This is a genomic window from Neisseria sp. N95_16, assembly GCF_002551535.2.
Lineage (GTDB): Bacteria > Pseudomonadota > Gammaproteobacteria > Burkholderiales > Neisseriaceae > Neisseria > Neisseria brasiliensis.
In genome coordinates, this window is sequence record NZ_PDBT02000093.1 from 1 (window position 1) to 7,288 (window position 7,288).

The following is a 7,288-nucleotide window of genomic DNA, read 5'->3' on the forward strand; positions in this document are numbered from 1 at the left end:
TGCACCGATGGAGAGTTTCTTCGGGACATTAAAAGTGGAAAGCTTCTATCAGGAAGGTGTGTTATCGGTGGCAGAATTGACCAAAGTGATAGATGATTACATACGTTACTACAATTATGAACGTATTAGTTTGAATTTAAAAAAGCTGAGTCCTGTGGCTTACAGAACCCAGCTTGAACAGGCTGTTTGAGAAAGATTATTAACTTGTCCAAGAATTGGGGGACAGTTCAAAAATTTTCAGACGGCCTGATAACTGCTATACATATTTGCGCATTAATTCGCATTTGACTTTGACCTGTTCGTTTAAGGGCAATACCGCTTCGCCTAAGGATTCGTAGCCGTTTAAGCGGTAAAACGGCACGGAATTGAGTGAAGCATACAGTTTCAGGAAGCTCAAGCCTGCGTCGTGTGCCAATTCTTCAGCACGCTGCAACAGCGCCGTGCCCAAGCCTTTGTTGTGCATTAAAGGATGCACATAGAGCGCATCGAGCTGTGCTTCTTTGAAATCGACCTGGAAAAAGCCTTGAATCACACCACGGTATTCCACTACCCACAAAGCCTTGGTTTTATCGGCCATGGTGGCGTGATAGCTTTCCATGCCGAGTAATTCTTCCCATGCCTGCAATACGCGCTCGTTGTAGCTGCGGATGCAGGTGTATTGCACGGCATGCAGATGCGCGCTGTGAATGAAAGGGCAGTCTTTTTCGGTCGCGGGGCGGAGCACGGTGAGCAGGTTCATGGTGGTTTTCACATTAAAATATCAAACAAAGGCCGTCTGAAAATCAATAATCGATAAGGTGATTATAGCAATAACACAGCTGATTCAGACGGCCTTTAAACGGAATTTTTGCTGCTGTCATTCACTTTTGAAATGCTTGCGCAACACGAAAAACATAATGCCCATGCAGCTGAACATCACAATCAAATCGCCGAATGCGGTGAACTCGCCCCAATATCGGCCACCGGCAAACACAAAGGCAAAAAAAGCATGCAGCGCAGCCAGCAGGAAAAACATGCCCGCCCAAGCCCAATTGAGTTTCTTCCAGCCATCGGGCGACAGCACCAATACCGAATCAAACATTTTTTGCACGGCAGAGCGGCGGTCGCTGAAGAAAAAGTGCGACACCAGCATGCCCACGCCGAATGCGGCATTGAGCAACACGGCTTTCAGGCGGATGTAATAATCGTCGCTCAAGGCCAGCGTCATACCGCCGAACACCACTGTCATCGCCAGCACAAACCATTGCTGGCGCTCCAAACGGAATTTCTGTTTCACCAATTGATAGCCGTACACCAGTACCGTGGCAATAATCAAACCGGCGGTAGCGGCTAAAACGTGATTATTGTCGCTGCCTGCCGCTCCGGTCAGTTGTAGCAGCGGATGGTTGGTATCGGTAGGCTCGACGGTTTTATACAGGTAGAAAAAAACAATCAGAGGCAGGAAATCGAGTAAAGCTTTCATAATGGGGAACTTAGGGTCTCAGCCTTGATAAAAGATACAAGGCCATCTGAAGAAATCAATAAAAAATGTCGGATATAAAATCCGACCCGATGTAGATGTTTTCAGACGGCATATTGTAGCGCAAATGCCGTCTGAAAACAGAAAACGATTGTAAAGCTCTTAAGCGCGTTTCAATGTAGCGTGTAAGGCTTGGGCTTTTGTAAAAGCGGCATCGGCATCCTTGGCCAGCGTGACAAAATGCCCCATTTTACGACCAGCACGCGCGGCTTTTTTGCCGTAGAGATGCAGGAAAGAAGCCGTATCGCTTTGCAGCGGCAGCCAATCCGGTTCGCTGCCGTCTTCACCCCAAACATCACCCAAAATATTCGCCATGCAGCAGGCCGAGAGCAGGAGGGTGTCGGCCGGCGGCAGATTGCACATAATGCGCACTTGCTGCTGATATTGGCTGACCGCACAAGCGTCGATGGTGTGGTGGCCGGAATTGTGCGGACGCGGGGCGATTTCGTTGACCACCAATTCATGCGTATCGCCGACAACAAACATTTCCACCGCTAACACGCCGACATAATCCAATTCATCGGCTAAGCGCTGCGCCATCTGCCGCGCCTGTTGCTGAATATCGGCACTCAAACGTGCCGGAACGATGGAATAGGCCAGAATGCCGTTTTCGTGAATATTTTCCGCAGGGTCGAAGGTTTGCACATTGTCGCTGTTTAAGCGGCAGACTACCACCGAAATTTCGCCGCGCAAATCGACCATTTTTTCCAACACACAATCCACGCCGCCATGCTCGGCAAAAGCAGCTTTCAGATCATCCAAGGTCTTCACGCGGATTTGGCCCTTGCCGTCGTAACCCAGTGTGGCAGTTTTCAAAATCCCCGGTAAAAATGCTGCGCTCTCTTCGGTAATGTCTTCCATTTTAAAGACGGCCTGATACGGCGCAGTTTGTAAACCGGCTTTTTGAATCCATGCTTTTTCCTGAATACGGTTTTGCGCCACCGCTACACAATCGCCGCTCGGCGAAACATTGGTGTGCTGTGCCAAAAAGCGCATCGCATCAGCGTTTACGTTTTCAAATTCGGTGGTCACCGCCGCGCATTTAGCCAATTCGTTTAAGGCATCGGCATCGTCAAACGCCGCGCACAAATGACGGTCTGCAAATTCCGCCGCCGGCGCATTCGGATCAGGATCGAGCACGGTAACTTGGTAGCCCATGGTTTTCGCGGCCACGGTAAACATACGACCAAGCTGACCGCCGCCGAGAATGCCGAGAGTGGAAGGAGGGAGGATGGGGGTGTTTTGCATGATGGTTTTTTGATTCTTTAAAATTCAATAAATTATGATATGGAAAAGAAAATTATCTTCTTTTCCCTAAGCTAGGTAGTCCACCAGAGACAGCCCAACCAGTTTTGGATTGCATCTCTAGCTTCTCTAATGATGGTGTATAGTAAGCCTTATTCACTTTATCTATGAAAGCTAGATATTCATCAAATAATTTCCTTGTTGATGGCATGCTCATCCCTTGCCCAAATTCATCACTATTATGAATATCTTCATTGCTACTATTTTTTGCTTTGTATGGGACCTCTACAAAAAAGTCTGTGCCAGATTTTATCAAATCAAAATTTTTCATATAGAAAAACCATTTGTGCTCTACTCTAAATTTGAGTAAATCCTTATTCTCAACTTCAAATAATCCAAAATTATTGAGATAAATTGAAGAGCAATCTTTTTTTATACTGCAATTTTCAGAGAATGAGATTCTTTTAGGTATTTTCTTTGATCTAATCCATACCCGGACATAATGATTTATCCATAATACTAAAATTTCTTTGTCAATATTTAAGATTTCTAACTCTTTAAGTTTTGTTAGAATTAATAGTTTAGCATCTTGTATGCTTTTGATTTTTTGTTTGTTATCTTGTAGGATTTTATCAAGAATTTCAGGGATTTTAAAAAGCATATTTAATTTCTCATTATTTGTAATATGACTCTTTAATTTAATTTGGCATATGAAGTAGTCTTTAATGTTTTTTTCTTTTACTATATGAAACAACTCTGGAGAGCGGTTTTTTTCTTCAATAGCCTGTTGCTTGACTAGGATTTTTAATTTCATTCTTTTCTGATGATTTTTGCAATCAGCAGTAGAAAATTGACTTTTTATCGGGAAAGGGGAGTTCTCTAAAAGTTCTATGAATTTCTTTCTTTCCCCATCTTCCTTTTTCGCAAAATTAATTGCATGCTTTAATTTTCTATGGAATGCTTCATTTGTAGATTTTTGGTGATAGAGGGCACTAATATATTCATCTGCGGGAGGAATAGGTAATCCTAGTGAGCTAAATGGGCAATGCTGGGTATTTTTGAAAATAGAAGCAGCTCGCTTTATGGAAATAAAGTTCTCCTCGGTTAGTTTTTCTTGATTTTGAGGTGGTTTTTTTAAGTTTATATTGTTAGTTTGTACCTGGTTTCTTTTTAAGAATGAGATTTTTGCTTTAATATTTTTCAATAGTTTATCAGATGGTCGAATCAGAGCGTCTAACTTTTTTGAATGAACTAATAGTTTTTTGAATTCATCTTGTGTTTGAATATCCAAGTTTTCTTTTTCTAAGAGCAGCTCTAAATCCTGTTTTGAAACTTCGAATATTGAGATAACATCAATATTCGATAGATTTCTGACAAGTAGTAAAATTTCTCTGTTTCCCATTTTTCTCTAATTCCTAAGTTGAATTAGGGCTATTTATCCAAACCTTCTTGCACCATCTGCGCCGCTCTTACCACCGCACGCGCTTTGTTTTGCGTTTCCTGCCATTCGGATTCGGGCACGGAATCGGCCACCACACCTGCGCCGCTTTGTATATAAAGCGTGCCGTTTATAATCACGGCGGTGCGGATGGCGATGGCTAAGTCCATGTCGTTGTTGAAGCCCCACACGCCCACAGCGCCGCCGTAGATGCCGCGTTTGCTAGGCTCGACTTCTTCGATGATTTCCATGGCGCGGATTTTGGGCGCGCCGGATAAGGTGCCGGCAGGGAACGTCGCGGCCAGAATTTCCATATTGGTGATGTCGTCTTTCAGACGGCCTTCGACATTGGAAACGATGTGCATCACATGGGAATATTTTTCTACCACCATTTTGTCGGTAACGTTGACTTGGCCGGTTTGGCTGATGCGGCCGACATCGTTGCGGCCGAGATCAATCAGCATAACGTGTTCGGCAATTTCTTTGGCATCGCTTAATAAATCTTGCTCATTGACCAGGTCTTCGGCAGGGGTTTTGCCGCGTAAACGGGTGCCGGCAATCGGGCGCACGACTACGGTGTCCTGTTCGCGGCGCACGAGAATTTCCGGTGAAGAGCCGACAATGTGGAAATCGTCGAAATCGTAATAAAACATATACGGCGACGGATTCAGCGTGCGTAAGGCGCGGTAAAGTGCCAGTGGGCTGTCGGTGTAGGGCATGGTCATGCGCTGGCTGGGTACGACCTGCATGCAGTCGCCGGCGAAAATGTATTCTTTGATTTTATCGACACAGGCTTTGAAAGGCACTTCGCCAAATTCGCTGGTCGGCTGGGTAGTGGCGCTACCTAAAGATAAGGGAATGGCGCAGCTTTGGCGCAATTGGGTGCGTAAGTCTTCCAAGCGTTCGCGTGCGGCTTCGTAGCCGTTGGTTTGGTTTGGGTCGGTATAGACAATCAGGTAGATTTTGCCGGAAAGGTTGTCGATTACCGCCAATTCTTGCGACAGCATCAGCAAAATATCCGGCGTGCCGAGCGGGTCGGCTTTCGGCGGGTTTTTCAGGCGGTGGGCAAAATGCTCGAAATTGTAAATGGTTTCATAGCCGAAATAGCCGACTAAGCCGCCGGTAAAGCGTGGCAGGCTTGGAATTTCAGGGGTTTTGAAACGTGCGTGGAAAGCTTCGATAAAGGGCAGCGGATTGCCGTCGTATTGCTCGACAATCTCGCCATTGAGATACACATCGACATGTTTGCCACTGGCTTTTAAATAATGATGGCAAGGCAGGCCGATAAAGGAATAACGGCCGAAGCGCTCGCCACCGACCACGGATTCCAGCAGATAGGTAAAGGGCTTGTTGGCCAGCTTGAGATAGAGCGACAAGGGGGTGTCGAGATCGGCGAGGACTTCCTGCACCAGCGGAATGCGGTTGTATCCTTGTGCGACTTGGGCTTGATATTCTTGTTTGCTGATCATGTTCAGACGGCCTTACCTGAAAAATGCGATGCGTGTATGCAGCGAAATGGTCGATGTTAAAGAGTGCAAAGAGTATAGCAGCTTATGGGGGTATTGTTAACCGATTTGCCGATGCGCTAGAGGCCGTCTGAAACAAAAAATAAACACCGTTTTGATGGAAAACGGTGTCGGGTAAAATTAGAAGCTGGAAGCTGTATCGATTTTGGTTTGACGCGCGCGCTTGAATTTAATGAAATAGCCAAGTGCAACCGGAATCAGCGCCAAAATAATTTTAAATGTCCAGCTGGCATACCAAGGCTTGGCCACCACGATCGCTTGGCTTTTCGCGCCGGGGACGATGAAATCTTTAATCGCAAACCAATCGAGAAACGGCCACCAGCAAGCTACCAATAAGCCTAAGAAACAAGGCCAAATCATTCGGCTCAAATCACGCTGCCACAAGATGAAACACACCACTGCCCAAAGTAGGGTAAAGCCGGTAATCACTAAAGAAGTGTAGGTGTCGGCACCAAGATAAGTGGTGAGAAAATAGGTAAAAGCAACCCACAATAATCCTAAAACGAATACGATTAATTCTTCAGGACGTTTGAACATTCGGTTTCTCCAAAATAGCGCATATTTTATCAACTTGATGAGTAGAGAATACTATACCTGAAAAGCGGTTTTGTGAAGATGATTCTGACCTAGGATATAGGCCGCCTGATTTTTCAGATAAAAAGAACTATGGCAAAATATCGTTTACCTTGAATCCATCAAACGGAACCTGTCATGCGCCAAAAAATCATCATTACCGGACATTCCAGCGGTTTGGGCAAAGCCTTGGCCGCGCATTATCTGCAAGCAGGTATAGAAGTGTTGGGCATTGCTCGACGTGAATTGTCCGCAGAAAACGGTTTGCAGCAGGTAGCGCTGGATTTGGCCGATGCAGAAAAATTAAGCGCATGGCTACAAAGCGGGGCAATCAATAATTTCATGCAAGATGCCGATGAATTGGTGCTGGTGAATAATGCCGGCATGGTGGCGCCAAGTTCGGTATGCGGTAAGCAAAGGCCGTCTGAAATTGCGGCGGCGGTGAGTTTGAACATCATCGCGCCCTTATTACTCAGCAACCATGTTTTAGCGACAAAAGCAGATAATCAGGCAGTAAAAATCGTGCACATCAGCAGTGGTGCAGGACGCAATGCTTATCAGGGCTGGAGTGTTTACGGTGCGACCAAAGCAGCGCTAGATCATCATGCGCGTTGTGTGGAAGCGGAAAATCACCGCAATGTGAAAGTATGCAGCATTGCGCCGGGTGTGGTTGATACCGATATGCAGGCGCAGATTCGGGCGCAAGATGGCGATGATTTTCCGATTTTGCCGCGATTCCAGCAGCTTCACGCCAATCAGGAATTGAGTTCACCCGAATCAGTGGCCAACATAATGGCCGAAATGATTGCTGATGCGGATTTTGGGGATGAAATTATCCAAGATGTCCGCACATGGCAATCATTGAAACAGACTTTTCAGACGGCCTTACATTCGCATTTCAAGTGCAACGCTCAAATGCCATTGGCAAGGGCTGCTGAAAACAGATCACCCGGTGTCTCATAGTCCAATGTCTTTCTCGGTCGGCGG

At 45.9% G+C, this 7,288-nt stretch carries 8 protein-coding genes; 2 read left to right on the forward strand and 6 right to left on the reverse strand.

The genetic code is table 11. From position 1 onward, the window contains the following. Window positions 1-190, forward strand: a 190-nt coding sequence (locus CRG49_RS11580) for an IS3 family transposase (RefSeq protein ID WP_157807896.1), incomplete at its 5' end; no start/stop codon positions are given. A gap of 66 nt (window positions 191-256) precedes the next feature. On the opposite strand, the gene CRG49_RS11585 is transcribed toward CRG49_RS11580, so the two are convergent. From CRG49_RS11585 to CRG49_RS11610, 6 genes are all read right to left on the reverse strand, one after another. Then, window positions 257-739 carry a GNAT family N-acetyltransferase gene (locus CRG49_RS11585; RefSeq protein WP_095502206.1) on the reverse strand — a complete coding sequence of 161 codons (483 nt, stop codon included), beginning with the start codon at window positions 737-739 and terminating at the stop codon, window positions 257-259. 117 nt (window positions 740-856) lie between these two features. Then, window positions 857-1,462, reverse strand: a complete 606-nt coding sequence (locus CRG49_RS11590; RefSeq protein ID WP_095502205.1) for an inner membrane-spanning protein YciB — start codon at window positions 1,460-1,462, stop codon at window positions 857-859. 159 nt (window positions 1,463-1,621) lie between these two features. Beyond that, window positions 1,622-2,767 (reverse strand): 5-(carboxyamino)imidazole ribonucleotide synthase, encoded by a 1,146-nt coding sequence (locus CRG49_RS11595; RefSeq protein ID WP_095502204.1) that lies wholly within the window; start codon window positions 2,765-2,767, stop codon window positions 1,622-1,624. 52 nt (window positions 2,768-2,819) lie between these two features. Then, a complete protein-coding gene (locus CRG49_RS11600; RefSeq protein WP_095502203.1) occupies window positions 2,820-4,166 on the reverse strand; it encodes a hypothetical protein in 1,347 nt (448 codons plus the stop codon). Window positions 4,167-4,195: 29 nt separating this feature from the next. Further along, window positions 4,196-5,671 carry an anthranilate synthase component I gene (trpE, locus tag CRG49_RS11605; RefSeq protein WP_095502202.1) on the reverse strand — a complete coding sequence of 492 codons (1,476 nt, stop codon included), beginning with the start codon at window positions 5,669-5,671 and terminating at the stop codon, window positions 4,196-4,198. A gap of 177 nt (window positions 5,672-5,848) precedes the next feature. Continuing rightward, window positions 5,849-6,265 (reverse strand): hypothetical protein, encoded by a 417-nt coding sequence (locus CRG49_RS11610; RefSeq protein ID WP_095502201.1) that lies wholly within the window; start codon window positions 6,263-6,265, stop codon window positions 5,849-5,851. A gap of 174 nt (window positions 6,266-6,439) precedes the next feature. On the opposite strand from CRG49_RS11610, the gene CRG49_RS11615 reads away from it, so the two are divergent. Then, the gene (locus CRG49_RS11615) at window positions 6,440-7,264 is read left to right on the forward strand and encodes an SDR family NAD(P)-dependent oxidoreductase (protein ID WP_097784625.1); all 825 of its coding nucleotides are present in this window, start codon (window positions 6,440-6,442) and stop codon (window positions 7,262-7,264) included. The last annotated feature ends 24 nt before the right edge of the window (window positions 7,265-7,288 follow it).